16 protein-coding genes are annotated in these 14003 nt (G+C 65.6%); 9 read left to right on the top strand and 7 right to left on the bottom strand.

The features are described 5' to 3' along the window. Nucleotides 1-26: 26 nt before the first annotated feature. Both ACTIFP_RS13640 and ACTIFP_RS13635 read left to right on the top strand, forming a co-directional pair. The gene (locus tag ACTIFP_RS13640; RefSeq protein WP_439569260.1) at nt 27-1004 is read left to right on the top strand and encodes an NAD-dependent epimerase/dehydratase family protein; all 978 of its coding nucleotides are present in this window, start codon (nt 27-29) and stop codon (nt 1002-1004) included. After that, entirely contained in the window at nt 992-1672 is a 681-nt protein-coding gene (locus tag ACTIFP_RS13635) for a glutathione S-transferase N-terminal domain-containing protein (protein ID WP_439569259.1), read from the top strand. Before ACTIFP_RS13640 ends, ACTIFP_RS13635 begins: the two co-directional genes overlap by 13 nt. A gap of 114 nt (nt 1673-1786) precedes the next feature. On the opposite strand, the gene ACTIFP_RS13630 is transcribed toward ACTIFP_RS13635, so the two are convergent. Next, a complete protein-coding gene (locus ACTIFP_RS13630; RefSeq protein ID WP_439569258.1) occupies nt 1787-2305 on the bottom strand; it encodes a sterol desaturase family protein in 519 nt (172 codons plus the stop codon). 32 nt (nt 2306-2337) lie between these two features. Next, nucleotides 2338-4011, bottom strand: a complete 1674-nt coding sequence (locus tag ACTIFP_RS13625) for a phospholipase D-like domain-containing protein (RefSeq protein WP_439569257.1) — start codon at nt 4009-4011, stop codon at nt 2338-2340. 135 nt (nt 4012-4146) lie between these two features. On the opposite strand from ACTIFP_RS13625, the gene leuC reads away from it, so the two are divergent. From leuC to ACTIFP_RS13600, 5 genes are all read left to right on the top strand, one after another. After that, nucleotides 4147-5577: a 3-isopropylmalate dehydratase large subunit gene (leuC, locus tag ACTIFP_RS13620; protein ID WP_439569256.1), complete on the top strand. Its 1431-nt coding sequence runs from the start codon at nt 4147-4149 to the stop codon at nt 5575-5577. A gap of 25 nt (nt 5578-5602) precedes the next feature. Further along, nucleotides 5603-6454 (top strand): N-acyl homoserine lactonase family protein, encoded by an 852-nt coding sequence (locus ACTIFP_RS13615; protein ID WP_439569255.1) that lies wholly within the window; start codon nt 5603-5605, stop codon nt 6452-6454. A 1-nt stretch (nt 6455) separates the two neighbouring features. After that, nucleotides 6456-7049, top strand: a complete 594-nt coding sequence (gene leuD, locus ACTIFP_RS13610) for a 3-isopropylmalate dehydratase small subunit (protein ID WP_439569254.1) — start codon at nt 6456-6458, stop codon at nt 7047-7049. Between the two features lie 10 nt (nt 7050-7059). Then, nucleotides 7060-8055, top strand: a complete 996-nt coding sequence (locus ACTIFP_RS13605) for an NADPH:quinone oxidoreductase family protein (RefSeq protein ID WP_439569253.1) — start codon at nt 7060-7062, stop codon at nt 8053-8055. A gap of 107 nt (nt 8056-8162) precedes the next feature. Next, nucleotides 8163-8456 (top strand): hypothetical protein, encoded by a 294-nt coding sequence (locus ACTIFP_RS13600; RefSeq protein ID WP_439569252.1) that lies wholly within the window; start codon nt 8163-8165, stop codon nt 8454-8456. A 15-nt stretch (nt 8457-8471) separates the two neighbouring features. On the opposite strand, the gene sdhA is transcribed toward ACTIFP_RS13600, so the two are convergent. From sdhA to sdhC, 3 genes are read right to left on the bottom strand one after another with little or no spacing between them, the layout of a single operon-like run. Then, nucleotides 8472-10286 carry a succinate dehydrogenase flavoprotein subunit gene (gene sdhA / locus ACTIFP_RS13595; RefSeq protein WP_439569251.1) on the bottom strand — a complete coding sequence of 605 codons (1815 nt, stop codon included), beginning with the start codon at nt 10284-10286 and terminating at the stop codon, nt 8472-8474. A gap of 1 nt (nt 10287) precedes the next feature. Next, nucleotides 10288-10689: a succinate dehydrogenase, hydrophobic membrane anchor protein gene (sdhD, locus tag ACTIFP_RS13590; RefSeq protein ID WP_439569250.1), complete on the bottom strand. Its 402-nt coding sequence runs from the start codon at nt 10687-10689 to the stop codon at nt 10288-10290. Further along, nucleotides 10689-11132 (bottom strand): succinate dehydrogenase, cytochrome b556 subunit, encoded by a 444-nt coding sequence (sdhC, locus tag ACTIFP_RS13585; protein ID WP_439569249.1) that lies wholly within the window; start codon nt 11130-11132, stop codon nt 10689-10691. Before sdhC ends, sdhD begins: the two co-directional genes overlap by 1 nt. Nucleotides 11133-11410: 278 nt before the next feature. Between sdhC and ACTIFP_RS13580 the strand changes: the two genes are divergently transcribed. Continuing rightward, nucleotides 11411-11815, top strand: a complete 405-nt coding sequence (locus ACTIFP_RS13580; RefSeq protein WP_439569248.1) for a hypothetical protein — start codon at nt 11411-11413, stop codon at nt 11813-11815. Between the two features lie 147 nt (nt 11816-11962). Here the strand turns inward: ACTIFP_RS13580 and ACTIFP_RS13575 are convergent, their stop codons facing one another. Continuing rightward, nucleotides 11963-12193: a hypothetical protein gene (locus tag ACTIFP_RS13575; RefSeq protein ID WP_439569247.1), complete on the bottom strand. Its 231-nt coding sequence runs from the start codon at nt 12191-12193 to the stop codon at nt 11963-11965. 20 nt (nt 12194-12213) lie between these two features. Continuing rightward, nucleotides 12214-13329 carry an alanine dehydrogenase gene (gene ald / locus ACTIFP_RS13570; protein ID WP_439569246.1) on the bottom strand — a complete coding sequence of 372 codons (1116 nt, stop codon included), beginning with the start codon at nt 13327-13329 and terminating at the stop codon, nt 12214-12216. Between the two features lie 160 nt (nt 13330-13489). Between ald and ACTIFP_RS13565 the strand changes: the two genes are divergently transcribed. Next, the gene (locus ACTIFP_RS13565) at nt 13490-13963 is read left to right on the top strand and encodes an Lrp/AsnC family transcriptional regulator (protein ID WP_439569245.1); all 474 of its coding nucleotides are present in this window, start codon (nt 13490-13492) and stop codon (nt 13961-13963) included. Nucleotides 13964-14003: the final 40 nt, after the last annotated feature.

Below are 14003 nucleotides of genomic sequence, written 5' to 3'. Positions count from 1 at the left end.
GTTCGGGGTCTGGAGGAGAATCATCGATGCGCGTGTTGCTGACCGGATCGTCGGGCTGGCTCGGGCGCTATCTGGCTCCGCTGCTGAGCCAAAACGGCCATGACGTGACCGGCTTCGATGTTGTCCCCGGCGCGCATACACAGGTCATCGGCACCGTCGCCGATCGCGCGCTGGTCGACCGGGCGATGGGCGAGCATGGCATCGAAGCGGTGATCCACGGCGGCGCGCTGCACAAACCCGACATCGTCCGCTATCCGCGGCAGGCGTTCATCGACGTCAATGTCAGCGGCACGCTGAACCTGATCGAAGCCGCGGTCGCGGCGGGCAACGACCGCTTCCTGTTCACCTCGACCACCTCGCTGATGGTGCGCGCCGATGTCCGCGACGGCGCGGGCGAAGCGGGAGCGTGGTGGATGGACGAGGATTTCGGCCCGCTCGAGCCGCGCAACATCTATGGCATCACCAAGCTCGCGGCCGAACAGGCGTGCCGCCTCGTCCACCGCGAGCATGGTATTTCGGTCGCGATCCTGCGCACCGGGCGCTTCTTTCCCGAGGATGACGACACCCATGCGGTGCCCAGCGGCCCGAACCTCAAGGCGAACGAGCTGCTGAACCGCCGCCTGACGGTCGAGGATGCCGCCGCGGCGCATCTCGCCGCGCTGGAAGCCGCACCCGCGATCGGCTGCGACACCTTCATCCTCTCTGCCCCGCCGCCCTTCGCGCGCGAAGACGCCGCCGAACTCGCGCGCGACGCGCGCGCCGTCATCGCGCGCGCGCACCCCGATGCCGCCGAACTGTACGCAGCGGCGGGCTGGGTGCTGCCCGAAACGATCGACCGCGTTTACGACCCATCGCGCGCCGAACGCCGCTTTGGCTGGCGCGCCCGCAGCGACTTCGCCAGCGTGCTCGTGGCGCTGCGCGAGGGGAGCGCGCTGCCCTTTGCGCACGACCCCGCCTACACCTCCCCCATCGTCGCACAGGAGCGCGAAGCATGTACGAGCTGATCACCGCCAACCGCAATTATTCGAGCTGGTCGCTCCGCCCGTGGGTGCTGATGACCGGGCTGGGCCTGTCGTTCCGCGACCGCATCGAACCCTTCACCAAGCCCGCCAATTATGACGATTTCCGCAGCTTCTCGCCGACCGGACAGGTGCCCGCGCTGCTCCACGAGGGGCGTACCATTTACGATTCGCTCGGCATCACCCTCTATCTCGCCGACCGGCACGAGGGCGTGTGGCCGGCCGATCCCGACGCCCGCGCCTGGGCACAATGCGCCGCGGCGGAGATGCACAGCGGCTTTGCGGCGCTGCGCAATGATTGCACGATGAACGTCGGGGTCCGCGTGACGCCGAAGCCGATGTCCGCCGCGCTTCAGGCCAATGTCGCGCGCATCCGCGAGCTGTTCGAGGAAGGGCTGGCAAAATTCGGCGGGCCATGGCTCGCGGGCCGCGACTTCACCGCGGTCGACGCCTTTTTCGCCCCCGTCGCCTTCCGCATCCGCACCTATGGCCTCGACGTCGGCACCGGGCGGGCGTGGGTCGATCATATCCTGGCGCATCCCGCCATGCTCGATTGGGAACGGCAGGCGCTCGCCGAAGGCTGGCGCGAGGAAGGGCATGAGGAAGAGTTGATGGCCGCCGGAGCGATTACCGCCGATTACCGGACGGGGTAGCATTCCTCTCCTCGTCATTGCGAGCGAAGCGAAGCAATCTCCAGCTATCGGCCTCACGCGAAGCCGATAGCTGGAGATTGCCGCGTCGCCTTCGGCTCCTCGCAATGACGGCAATCAGTCGCCCAACGCCTCGCGCACCACCGCAATCCCCGCCGCGCGCTGCACCTTCAGCTCGGCCTTCAGCGTCGCCGGGTCGCGCGCAAAGACGAAGCCAAAGCTCACCCCGCCCTCCTTGCCGATCGTCGCATGGTGCAGCTTGTGCGCCTGCACCAGCCGCTTGGCATAGCCGCGCCGCGGCACCCAGCGGAAATAGCGTTGGTGGACCAGCCCGTCGTGCACCACGGTATAGATGATGCCGTAAAACAGCACCCCCAGGCCGATCCACGTCCCCGGTTCCCACGCGCTCGCGCCCATGATCATCGGGCTTCCCACCGCGAACATCGATATGCTCAGCGCCGCCCCGAACAGCCCGAACCGGTCGTTTTTCTCAAACATCTTGTCATGCGGCTCATGATGGTCGCGATGCCACGCCCAGCCAAAGCCGTGCATGATATATTTGTGGCTGCCCCACGCGACAAATTCCATCGCGACGACAGTGGCGACGATCAGCGCAAGGATGGCGGGCAGCGACATGGCGCGATCATACCCCCGCGGCGCCGACCGCGCTAGTCGCCGACGAACACCAGCCGGTCGCGAAACTTGTGGCTGCGTGCGGTCGGCGAAAAACTGGTCTTCATCCAGCCGCCATCCTCGCTCAGATAATCATCGTCGGTCAGCCCCTGCCCGCGGATCTGGTTGATGAAGGCGCGCGATTTATAATGGTCGAACATCCGCAGAAATTCGGTCGCCATGATCGCGACCAGCCGCGGGTCTTCGCTCAGAAATGCGTTTTCGTCATTGCCCTGACAGCTTTCGTCGCTGAAATTGGCCGACCCGAACAGCATCTGCGGCTTGGCGCCGAACGGATCGATGATCATCAGCTTGCTGTGGATCTTGTGGTTGCCGAACGCCTTGGCATCCCATTGCCGCCCCATATAGGTTTCGAGCCGCGACGGCACGAAATAGCGCGTATTGTTCGTCGTCAGCGCCTCGACCTTCTTGCGCACTGTCGTATTGGCAAGGCCATAGTGGAGCAGTTCCTGTGGCTGCGCCGCGATCGCGGCGACGATCGCGGGGTCGAGCGCGAACGGCGCGCTGGTGAGGACACAGCTTTTCGCCGCACCGACCATCGCCACCGCCTTGTCGATGATGTCGAGGGTGCGCACCGGCGAGAAATATTGCATCCTAAACGGGCCGCCGCCGACGGCCGCGAGCCGCGCCTGCAGCGCCCTGACGCGGTTGCGCACCTCGGCGGGATCACTCTTTGACGGCCCGCGCGCCGGGTCGTCGGCCAGGATCAGCCAATAGTCGTGATAGGCCGCCGCGACGACGGGATCGTCGAGGATTACCGCAGCATTGGTCTGATAATAAAAGGCGTTCTCCGAAAAATTGGCGGTCCCGGTAAAGGTCCGCACCGGCGCACCCCCGACCAGATGGACGATGAACTTGTTATGGCTGATCTTCTGGATCGCGGCGCGCGGGGTCGCGATCGACGTCAGGCCGTGCGCGGCGAGCACCGTCTCGCTCTTGTGCGTCGCATGGTCGCCCGGCTTGGCATGATAAACGATCCGCACATCGACCCCGCGCGCCTTGGCCGCCGCCAGCGCCGCCGCGACCTCGTCGTCGAAAAACTCGTAGATGCCCACCCGCAGGCCGTGTCCGCCGCCCGCGCCTTCGACGAAACCGATCAACGCCTCCTTCAGCCCGCGCGACAGCCAGCGCCACGCCGCGCCATCGGGAACGTCGCGCGGATGCGCGCCCTTGAAGCGGTCGAGATAGGCAAAGGCGGAGGTGACGCCGCGATTGACATAGGCGCCGACCCCGCCCGCCATTTCGGGCGACGGCCGCAGCTTCAGCGTCAAGGGCGGCTCGTCGGTGGTCAGCCCGCCCGGCGGCGTGCCGCGCACCGGGAAAATGTCGAAGACATAGCCGAGGCTGCTTTTGAGCGTGTAATCGCTCCAGCGAAAGCGCTGGAACGGCGCCTCGCGCGACGACACGTCATAGCCATCGACCGGATCGCCCTTGAAACGCTTCTCACCGCGCAGCCAGTTCACCGCGATCACCTCGCCGCTGACCAGATCGACCTCGCTCTTGCGCACTGCAAAGCCGTGCAGCCCCGCGCTTTGCGCCGGATCGACATCCCAGCCGATCGAGATGCTGTGAGTGCCGACCAGCGCCGCGGCGCGATAGGGTCCGCGCGTCGTGCGGATGACGGGGCGATAGGCGGGAATCGATACCATGGGCCTCTCCTGTTCCAAAGCGCGACTCCAGAAGGGCGGCGCCATGCTAAGCATCTTTGGCGCCAACGCGACCGAAAATTGCGTTTCCTATCGCCACCGGCTTGCAATGTTGTCCGGCTGATCTAAGGCAACGCCATGACTCGCCCCCGCACCCTGTACGAAAAAATCTGGGACGCGCATGTTGTCGAACAGCGCCCCGACGGCACCTGCCTGATCTTCATCGACCGCCACCTGGTCCACGAAGTCACCAGCCCGCAGGCGTTCGCCGGGCTGCGCGCGAGCGGGCGGACGGTGCGCCGCCCCGACCTCACCCTCGCGGTCCCCGATCACAATCTGCCGACGACAGCGCGCAAGGACGCGGCGGGCAACCGGCTGCCGATCGCCGATGCCGAAAGCGCGGCGCAGCTCGCGGCGCTTGCGCAAAACGCCCCTGATTTCGGTATCCGCTACATCGACGCGGTCGCCGCCGAGCAGGGCATTGTCCATGTCGTCGGTCCCGAGCAGGGTTTTTCGCTGCCCGGCACGACGATCGTCTGCGGCGACAGCCATACCGCGTGCCACGGCGGTATCGGCGCGCTCGCTTTCGGCATCGGCACCAGCGAGGTCGAGCATGTCCTCGCGACGCAGACCTTGCTGCTCCAGCCCGCGAAAACAATGGAAGTGCGCGTCGATGGCGAGGTCGGCCCCGGCGTCACCGCGAAGGACGTCATCCTCCATATCACCGGCGTCATCGGCGCCGCGGGCGGCACCGGCCATGTCATCGAATATACCGGCAGCACGATCCGCGCGCTCAGCGTCGAGGGCCGCCTGACGGTCAGCAACATGGCGATCGAGGGCGGCGCGCGCGCGGGCCTGATCGCGCCCGACGCGACGACCTTCGCGTATCTCAAAGGCCGCCCCTATGCGCCGAAGGGCGCCGACTGGGACGCCGCAGTCGCTTACTGGACCAGCCTCGCGACCGATCCCGGCGCGACCTATGACAAGATTGTTGTGATCGATGCCGCCGACATCGCGCCCAGCGTCACCTGGGGCACCAGCCCCGAGGATGTCGTGCCGATCACCGGGCTGGTCCCTGCGCCCGATAGCTTCGCCGACCCGTCGAAGCAGGCGGCGGCGGCCAAATCGCTCGCTTACATGGGCCTTGAGCCCGGCACGCGCATGCAAGACGTACCGATCGAGAATATTTTCATCGGCAGCTGCACCAACAGCCGGATCGAGGATCTGCGCGCGGCCGCCGCGGTGCTGAAGGGGCGGCACAAGGCGGCCAACGTCAAATGGGCAATCGTCGTCCCCGGATCGGGGCTGGTGAAGGCGCAGGCCGAAGCCGAGGGGCTCGACCGTATCTTTACCGACGCGGGGCTCGAATGGCGCGAGCCCGGCTGTTCGGCATGCCTCGGCATGAACCCCGACAAGGTGCCCGCGGGCGAACGCTGCGCCAGCACCAGCAACCGCAATTTCGTCGGGCGTCAGGGCCCGGGCAGCCGCACGCATCTGGTGTCGCCCGCGATGGCGGCGGCGGCGGCGGTGACCGGACGGCTCACCGACGTGCGGGAACTGATGGATTGAGTGTAGGGAAAAGGAGCGGAATGGCATGATCTGGAAAGCTATCGCATCGGCCTCAGCGGCACTGGCCCTCGCCACCCCCGCTCTCGCACAGGACAAGCCCGCGGCGGCGGCCAAGATCAGCTTGACCCGGCTCGATTGCGGCACGGTGCGGGTGAACCGGCTCAACGCTTTTTCCGACACCGAGGCCTATCCGGGGCAGAGCCGCGACCTGACCGTCGGTTGCTACCTGATCCGCCACGGCGACCAGCTGATGCTGTGGGATCTGGGCTTGCCGACCGCGCTCAAGGGCGCGGCGTTCACCACGACCGGCGACATGTCGGCGACGGTGCGCCGCAGCCTGGTCGAACAGCTCGCCGACCTGGGGATCAAGGCCGACGACATCGATGTCGTCGCCATCAGCCATTTTCATTTCGACCATATCGGCCAGCTGCCCGATTTCCCCGCCGCGAAGCTCTATATCGGCAAGGGCGACTGGGACTGGCTGACCGCCAGCGACCGGCCGGCGCGGATCGATCCCAAACCCTTTGCGCGCTGGATCGGCGGCGGCGGTGCGGTCGAACCGGTCGAACGCGACAAGGATATTTTCGGCGACGGGCGTGTCGTGATGCTCGACATGCCGGGGCATACCCCGGGGCATCACACGCTGCTGGTGCGACTGGCGGGCCGCGGACCGGTGCTGCTCAGCGGCGATCAGGCGCATTTTCAGGAAAATTACGACAGCAACGGCGTGCCGACCTTCAACACCAACCGCGCCGACACCCTGGCCTCGTTCGACCGTTTCAAGGCGCTCGCGAAAAATCTGAAGGCAACGGTGATCCTCCAGCACGAACCGCGCGACGTCGGCAAGCTGCCCGCTTTCCCGAAGGCCGCTGAATAGCATGACCCCGATCGAAAAAGTCGAGGGCCGCGCGATCCCCTTCGGACTGAAGAATGTCGACACCGACGTCATCATCCCGGCAAAATGGCTGAAGACGATCAGCCGCGAAGGACTCGGCCGGGGCGCCTTCGAAACGTTGCGCGCCGACCCCGACAATCTGTTCGACAGCGACCAGTTCAAAGGTGCGCCGATCCTGATCGCGGGCGACAATTTCGGCTGCGGGTCGAGCCGCGAGCACGCCGCCTGGGCGCTCGGCGACCTTGGCGTCCGCGTCGTCATCGCGCCCTCCTATTCGGACATCTTCTCGGGCAATGCGGTCAAGAACGGCATCCTGCCCGTCGTGCTTCCCCAAGCCGCGATCGACCGGCTGATGGAGGTCGCTGCGACCGATCCGATCCATGTCGACCTCGACACCCAGACGGTGACGACGCCGTTTCAGGACCGCTTCACCTTCGACATCGACCCGTTCCGCAAGATGTGCCTGTTGCAAGGCCTCGACGAGATCTCACTGACCGAAAAGAGCGAAGCGGCGATCGCCGCGCACGAACAGAAAATAGCCAAAACACAGCCGTGGCTGACGCCGACGCTGGCATAAGGAGAAGATGATGAAGGCTCTCTTGTCGACCGCCACCGGCGGCCCCGAAACGCTGACCCTGGGCGAGCTGCCGCGGCCGACCGCCGGCGCCGGACAGGTCGTGATCGACGTCAAGGCGTGCGCGGTCAATTTCCCCGACACGCTGATCATCGAGGATAAATATCAGTTCAAACCCGCGCGCCCCTTTGCCCCCGGCGGCGAAGTCGCGGGGCTGATCGCCGAAGTCGGCGAAGGCGTCACCGAATTCAAGCTCGGCGACCGCGTCATCGCGGGCTGCGGCAATGGCGGCATGTCCGAAGCCGTCGCGGTGTCGGTGCACAATGTCTATCACCTGCCCGAAGGCCATGATTTCGCCGCGGGCGCCTCGCTGCTGATGACCTATGGCACCAGTATCCATGCGCTCGTCGACCGCGGCCAGATCCAGGAAGGCGACACATTGCTCGTCCTCGGCGCCTCGGGCGGGGTCGGGATCGCCGCGATCGAGCTGGGCAAGGCGTTCGGCGCGCGCGTCGTCGCGGGCGTATCGAGCGAGGCCAAGGCCGACATCGCGCGCCAGGCCGGCGCCGACGAAGTCGTCGTCTATGGCTATCAGCCGTTCGACAAGGACGCGTCGAAGGCGCTCGCCGACAGCTTCAAGGCCGCGGTTGGCTCGAACGGCGCCAATCTGATCTACGATGCGGTCGGCGGCGATTATGCCGAACCCGCGCTGCGCTCGATCGCGTGGGAGGGTCGTTACCTCGTCGTCGGCTTCCCCGCCGGCATCCCGCGCCTGCCGCTCAACCTCACCCTGCTCAAAAGCTGCGACGTCGCCGGGGTGTTCTGGGGCGCCTTCGTCGCGCGCGAACCGGCGCGCAACCGCGCCAATATCGCGCGACTGTTCCAATTGTGGGAGCAGGGCAAGATCCAGCCGCGCGTCACCGAAAGCTTCGCGCTCGCCGACGGCGGCAAGGCGATCGCCAAACTCGGCGACCGCAGCGCGGTCGGCAAGCTGGTGATCACGATCTAGGGTCCATACGCAACCGCCGCGCGCGATTGATGCGCCGCGGTTAACCCTTTGGCAGGGGCTCCGCCTTATTGTCCAGCGACAGGACTAGCTGGGCCAAGGGTGCAACAATGGCGACTCGCCGTGCGAAGGCTGATGAAGGTAACGCGAGTATCGCGAATATTTCGCGCACCCGCCGCGCCCAGCTCGTTGCCGAGTTCGAGGGCGAGCTGGGCATCGATTACAAGGCGCGCGCCAAGGCCGCCGAGGCCGAACACCGCTGGCAGATCCGCAAAACCTTCATCGTATGGACCATCGCGCTGATCTTTTTCACCATCGCGTGCCAGAAACTGTGGATCATGGGTCAGGACGTCGACGTGCCGTTCTCGGACATCAACCCGGTGAGCGACCTGTTCGGCGAATAGCCGTCGCCTCGGCGCTCAATAAACCCGCGCCTTCGGCTTGATATACTCCACGTCATCCGACAGCGTATATTCGTGGACCGGGCGATAATCGAGACGGACACCGCCGCCCTTGCCGCCCCAACCGTCGAACCAGGCGACGGTGTGCTTCATCCAGTTGGCATCGTCGCGATTGGGGAAATCCTCGTGCGCGTGGGCGCCGCGGCTTTCCTTGCGGTTGAATGCCGAGTGCATCGTCACCGTCGCCTGGCTGATCAGATTGTCGAGCTCGAGCGTTTCGACGAGGTCGGTGTTCCAGATCAGGCTGCGATCCGTCACACCGACGTCGTTCATCCGCTGATAGGTCTTGGTCAGCTTTTCCTTGCCTTCGGCCATCAGTTCGTCGGTGCGGAACACCGCGGCGTGCGCCGACATGGCGCGCTGCATTTCGGTGCGGATTTCCGCGGTCGGCGATCCGCCCTTGGCGTGGCGGAAATGGTCGAGGCGGCCGAGCGCCAGGTCGGCGCTGTCGGCAGGCAGCGGTTGCTGCGCCGCGCCGGGCTTGATGATGTCGCGGAGGCGATGGCCGGTCGCGCGGCCGAACACGACAAGGTCGATCAGGCTGTTCGACCCCAGGCGGTTCGCACCGTGCACCGACACGCACGCCGCTTCGCCGACCGCGAACAGGCCGGGGACGACGGTGTCGGGGCCGTCCTTGCCCAAGGTCACGACTTCGCCATGATAGTTACACGGAATGCCGCCCATATTATAATGGACCGTCGGGACGACGGGCAGCGGTTGCCGCGTCAAATCGACGCCCGCGAACACCTTGCCGCTTTCGGTAATGCCGGGCAGCCGCTCGGCGAGCACCGCGGGATCGATATGGTCGAGGTGCAGGAAGATATGATCGTTATGCGGGCCGACGCCGCGGCCTTCGCGGATTTCGAGCGCCATCGAGCGCGACACGACGTCGCGCGACGCCAGATCCTTCGCCGACGGGGCATAGCGCTCCATGAAGCGCTCGCCTTCGGAGTTGGTCAGATACCCACCCTCGCCGCGCGCGCCTTCGGTGATCAGCACCCCGGCGCCGTAGATGCCGGTCGGGTGGAACTGAACGAACTCCATGTCCTGGAGCGGCAGCCCGGCGCGCAGCACCATACCGCCGCCGTCGCCGGTGCAGGTGTGCGCCGAGGTCGCGGTGAAATAGCTGCGGCCATAGCCGCCGGTCGCGAGCACGACGGCTTGGCTGCGGAAGCGGTGAATGCTGCCGTCGTCCATGCACAAGGCGATCACGCCGCGGCAAACCTTGCCGTCGGGGCCGTCTTCCATGATCAGGTCGAGCGCGAAATATTCGATGAAGAAGTCGGCGTCATATTTCAGCGACTGCTGATAGAGCGCGTGGAGCATCGCGTGGCCGGTGCGGTCGGCGGCGGCGGCGGTGCGCTGGACCGGCGGGCCTTCGCCCATATTCTGCATATGGCCGCCGAACGGGCGCTGGTAGATCGTGCCGTCGGCGTTGCGCGAGAACGGCACCCCGGCGTGCTCAAGCTCGTACACCGCCTGCGGCGCTTCGCGGACCATATATTCGATCGCGTCCTGGTCGCCGAGCCAGTCGGAGCCCTTGACGGTGTCGTACATATGCCAGGTCCAGTGATCGGGCGAATTATTGCCCAGGCTGGCCGCGATGCCGCCCTGCGCCGCCACCGTGTGGCTGCGCGTCGGGAACACCTTGGTAATGCACGCGGTCTTCAGTCCCGCCTCGGCGCTGCCCATCGTAGCGCGCAGGCCCGATCCACCGGCGCCGACAACGACGGTGTCATAGATATGGTCGATGATCTTGTAAGCGTCGGTCATGTCAGATGCCCCCCGGGCCGGCCACAACGGGTGTCAGCGCAATGCGGGCGATCGTGAAGATCCCGTAGGCGGCGCCGCCGATGGCGTAGAAATTGAGCAGCACGGTGGCGAGCAGCAGCATCGGCCCGTGGACATAATCCTCGATCAGCACCGTGAGGCCAAGTCGCAGGTGCCAGAACACACTGACCACCATCAGGATCAGCGCCAGCGCCACCATCGGGTCCGCCGCCCAGCGCAGCACCGCAGCATGATCGCCGAGCGGCAGCCGGACCAGCGACACCACGAAAAAGCCGACGAGCAGGATGTTGCCGAGCGCGGTCAGCCGCTGTTGCAGCCAATGCTGCGACCCATGTCCGGACGAGCCGAGGCCGCGGACCTTGCCCAGATGCGTGCCATCGCCCATCAGAGTGCCTCCGCCATGATATAAAGCCAGGTCGCGGCGGTCGCGAACACGCCCGCGGCGATCACGACGGTCGACCACAGCTTGTTCGATTTCAGCTCATACCCCGCGCCGGTGTCGAGCACGAAGTGGCGCAGCCCCGAAAACAGATGCTGGAAAAATGCCCAGGTCAGCCCGACGAGGACGATCTTGCCCAGGATATTGGTCACCTGGTGAAACAGCGTGATGTCGGGGCTGGGATCGTGCCAGACGCAGGCAACAAACGCGGCATAGGCCTCCGGCCCCGCAGCGATCGCGCCGAGCCACCACAGGAACAGGCCCGCCCCGGCAATCGCCAATCCGTCGCCACTGGCGCGGTGAAGGATCGACACCGCCATTGCGGGGCCCCATTTATACACTTGCAAATGCGGCGCGCGCGGACGCGCACTCGGTTCGTTGCCAGCCATATCAGCCCCGTTTCTGACTCTGTTCGGTCGATGTGGAGCCGGTAATCCCTCCCGCCGCGATATGCAATTGCTTAGCGGGCGTGGATCGGAAGAAATCGGGCAGCCGCCGCAGTGAGCGCCTGACATGGCATAGGCCTCGGGAGAAGCGCGTGATGATGGCGTGAGGCGATCCTTTTTCCCGTCATCAATCGAACCGGTACACATCGGATCGTCACCGCGATTGGCTGGTGCAGTAGGGCGGCAAGACGAACAGGGATTGCAGCGAAAGAACGCCAATAATGATCCATGCCCTGATGACCGCCATTATCGCGCTCGCGCCTGCCGCGCCGCTGACCTCAAACGACACCGCAATCGGCCAGGTTGAAGCGCAACAAGAAATCGTCGTGACCGCCCGCGAGCGGCTGAAAAACTGGCGCGGCAAAATCGGGTTGAAGAGTGGGAAATGCCGAACCCGCAAGTCCAGCGGCGATCCTGAGGTCGATACGATGGCATGCCGTGTCAGCGAGATATGCTATAATCAGGTCAAGCCCAAACGCGACACCTTGGTCGCGAGCAAACCACCACGCTCCCAACGGCGCGCGCTGATCAAACCCTTGGAAGACGAAGCCAGCGACTGCGCAACGGCGCTTTACGAGGCCGAGCTGGCGCGCATCGATACGCGCCGCGACGCTGAAAGAGAATGAGGCGACAGGCGCGCGCAGGATTGGGAGCGAATGGCGACTATCGATCGGACGCCGGCCGCCGCCCCCGCGAAGGCGGGGGCCGCCGTCGGTTTACGCAGCGACGGAGGGAAAGGCCGATTGCCGCCCCGCAACCCTCACCTCATCGCGTCACTTGATCTTGTCGCGGTTCACATAGAGCAACGCAGCGATCACCGCGGCCGAACCGATGCCGATCCCCGCCGCGGCAGCGGTTTTCCAGCCGCGTTTACCCTTGGCGGCTTCCTTGTCAGCGGCTTCGGTCGCTTCGGCCGCTTCGCGCTGCTGCTGGCGCTCGCGCGCGGCGCGCAGCACTTCATTTTCTTCTTCTTCGGGCGGGGGAGGCGGCACTTGGTCGGTCATCGTCGCTTATGTCCTTGTATTCAGGCGAGTGCCTGCTCCACAGACACATAATCGGTTCCGATCGCTTCGGCTACCGCCTCGAACGTCACCTTGCCATTCCATACGTTCAAACCCTGCGCAAGATGCACGTCGCGCTTCAGCGCGTCTTTCCACCCCAGGTCGGCGATGCGCAGCGCGTGTGGCAGGGTGACGTTGTTCAGCGCATAGGTGCTGGTGCGCGCGACCGCGCCCGGCATGTTGGCGACCGCATAATGGACGATGCCGTCGACCACATAGGTCGGGTCGGCGTGCGTCGTCGCATGGCTGGTTTCGAAGCAGCCGCCCTGGTCGATCGCAACGTCGACGAGCACCGAGCCGGGGCGCATCGTGCCGAGCATCGCGCGCGTGACCAGCTTGGGCGCTTCGGCGCCGGGGATCAGCACCGCGCCGATGACGAGGTCGGCCTCGGCCACACATTCGGCGAGGTTGGCGCGGTTCGAAAAGCGCGTCTTGGCGCGCGCCTCGAAAAAGGTGCCGACGCGTTCGAGCACTTCGGGATCGCGGTCGAGGATGGTGACGTCGGCGCCGAGCCCCGCCGCCATCTGCGCCGCGTTGAAGCCGACGACGCCGCCGCCGATCACGCAGACCTTGCCCGGCGCGACACCAGGAACGCCGCCGAGCAGCACACCGCGGCCGCCATGCGCCTTTTCGAGCGCGGTCGCGCCGGCCTGGATCGACATCCGCCCCGCGACCTGGCTCATCGGCTTCAGCAGCGGCAGGCCGCCGTGCGGGCTGGTGACGGTTTCATAAGCGATGCACACCGCGCCCGACTTCATCAGGTCGCGCGTCTGGTCGGGATCGGGTGCGAGGTGGAGATAGGTGTAGAGAATCTGCCCTTCGCGCAGCATCGCGCGCTCGCCGGGCTGGGGCTCCTTGACCTTCACCACCATGTCGCAGGTCGCGAAAATCTCTTCGGCGGTCTGGACGATCTCGGCGCCGGCTTCGACATAGAAACGGTCGTGCGCGCCGATGCCTTCGCCGGCGCCGGTCTGCACCAGCACCCGGTGACCATGGACGGTCAGTTCGCGCGCGCTTTCGGGGGTCAGCCCGACACGATATTCGTGGTTCTTGATTTCCTTGGGGGTGCCGATGATCATGGTCGCTCTCCATTGCTTCGCCGCCGGTCGCGCTGTCCCGGCGCCGCGTCGTTCATGGCTGCGCCTGATAGCAGAAACGGCGCGCGAGGTGCTTGCATATCGTCCTTGGATTGGCGACAATCACGCATGATTTTTGCACAAAATGGACAATTGACGCACAATGATTGATCGAATCGACCGGAAGCTCCTAAGCTTGCTGCAACGACATGGTCCGCGCCCCGCCGCCGAACTCGGCGAAGCGGTCGGATTGTCGGCGTCGGCGTGCCACCGGCGTATCCGCGCGCTGGAGGCGGCGGGGATCATCACCGGCTATGCCGCGCGGCTGGCGCCCGACCGCATCGGGCTGGGGCTCGATGTGTTCGTCGACATCAGCCTGACATCGCAGAGCGAAGAGGCGCTGACCGCGTTCGAAAGTGCGGTCAAAAGCTTTGACGAAATCCTCGAATGCCAGCTGCTCTCGGGCGCCTCAGACTACCGGCTGCGCGTCGCGGCGCGCAACGTTGCCGATTTCGACCGGCTGCACCGTCATTGCCTGTCACGGCTGCCCGGCGTCGCGGCGATGCACAGCGCCTTCGCGCTGCGCACGATCAAGGCGTTCGAGGGCTATCCGGTCCCGGCCGGCGATACATACTAGCCATGAAAAACACTGCGCTGGTTAACGCGCAATTTACCAA

The organism is Sphingopyxis sp., from assembly GCF_051861155.1.
GTDB lineage: Bacteria > Pseudomonadota > Alphaproteobacteria > Sphingomonadales > Sphingomonadaceae > Sphingopyxis.
Note: the sequence above shows the minus strand (reverse complement) of the source record. Positions and strands in the feature narration are given on the sequence as shown.

Excerpts from the sequence above, each read along its gene's own strand:
- sdhA (WP_439569251.1), bottom strand. The coding sequence starts at position 10,286 with ATGACCGACGCTTACAAGATCATCGACCATATCTATGACACCGTCGTT.
- ACTIFP_RS13625 (WP_439569257.1), bottom strand. The coding sequence starts at position 4,011 with ATGGTATCGATTCCCGCCTATCGCCCCGTCATCCGCACGACGCGCGGA.
- ACTIFP_RS13575 (WP_439569247.1), bottom strand. The coding sequence starts at position 12,193 with ATGACCGACCAAGTGCCGCCTCCCCCGCCCGAAGAAGAAGAAAATGAA.
- ACTIFP_RS13600 (WP_439569252.1), top strand. The coding sequence starts at position 8,163 with ATGGCGACTCGCCGTGCGAAGGCTGATGAAGGTAACGCGAGTATCGCG.
- ACTIFP_RS13630 (WP_439569258.1), bottom strand. The coding sequence starts at position 2,305 with ATGTCGCTGCCCGCCATCCTTGCGCTGATCGTCGCCACTGTCGTCGCG.
- sdhD (WP_439569250.1), bottom strand. The coding sequence starts at position 10,689 with ATGGGCGATGGCACGCATCTGGGCAAGGTCCGCGGCCTCGGCTCGTCC.
- leuD (WP_439569254.1), top strand. The coding sequence starts at position 6,456 with ATGACCCCGATCGAAAAAGTCGAGGGCCGCGCGATCCCCTTCGGACTG.
- leuC (WP_439569256.1), top strand. The coding sequence starts at position 4,147 with ATGACTCGCCCCCGCACCCTGTACGAAAAAATCTGGGACGCGCATGTT.
- ACTIFP_RS13635 (WP_439569259.1), top strand. The coding sequence starts at position 992 with ATGTACGAGCTGATCACCGCCAACCGCAATTATTCGAGCTGGTCGCTC.
- ACTIFP_RS13565 (WP_439569245.1), top strand. The coding sequence starts at position 13,490 with ATGATTGATCGAATCGACCGGAAGCTCCTAAGCTTGCTGCAACGACAT.
- ACTIFP_RS13640 (WP_439569260.1), top strand. The coding sequence starts at position 27 with ATGCGCGTGTTGCTGACCGGATCGTCGGGCTGGCTCGGGCGCTATCTG.
- sdhC (WP_439569249.1), bottom strand. The coding sequence starts at position 11,132 with ATGGCTGGCAACGAACCGAGTGCGCGTCCGCGCGCGCCGCATTTGCAA.
- ACTIFP_RS13605 (WP_439569253.1), top strand. The coding sequence starts at position 7,060 with ATGAAGGCTCTCTTGTCGACCGCCACCGGCGGCCCCGAAACGCTGACC.
- ACTIFP_RS13615 (WP_439569255.1), top strand. The coding sequence starts at position 5,603 with ATGATCTGGAAAGCTATCGCATCGGCCTCAGCGGCACTGGCCCTCGCC.
- ald (WP_439569246.1), bottom strand. The coding sequence starts at position 13,329 with ATGATCATCGGCACCCCCAAGGAAATCAAGAACCACGAATATCGTGTC.
- ACTIFP_RS13580 (WP_439569248.1), top strand. The coding sequence starts at position 11,411 with ATGATCCATGCCCTGATGACCGCCATTATCGCGCTCGCGCCTGCCGCG.